1 protein-coding gene is annotated in these 314 nt (G+C 61.1%); it reads right to left on the bottom strand.

Annotated features, from left to right (window positions below):
- Window positions 1-297 (bottom strand): hypothetical protein (locus ACSNOG_RS33110; protein WP_436756374.1); only part of this gene is annotated, 297 nt, incomplete at its 3' end.
- Between the last annotated feature and the right edge of the window lie 17 nt (window positions 298-314).

The raw sequence follows: 314 nt of genomic DNA, 5'->3' as shown, positions 1-314 counted from the left end.
CCCCCCCTGCAGCGCATGCGCAAGCTGCCCTTCGAGGCTTTGCAGCAGCTGATGCAGCTGCGGGCCGAACACCGCCTGATGCAGTCCTCTCACACTCTCCGCGGTAACCGGCAGCCCGCGGTGGAACGCAATCGCCACCGATTCCGCCCATTCCGCGGCGGGCACTTGGGGAGGCTTAGCCATCATGGCTTCTTTAAACGAAGCGATATGCTCCTTGGTCAATGGGACTCCCGCTTGCTGCATGCTGCGGATCATTTCCCGGTTCTCTTTCGTATCCGGGAGTCCGGCGAATTCCAATACCTCCGACATTGACG

This window comes from Streptomyces sp. URMC 124 (assembly GCF_051386455.1).
Taxonomy (GTDB): domain Bacteria; phylum Actinomycetota; class Actinomycetes; order Streptomycetales; family Streptomycetaceae; genus Streptomyces.
Note: the sequence above shows the minus strand (reverse complement) of the source record. Positions and strands in the feature narration are given on the sequence as shown.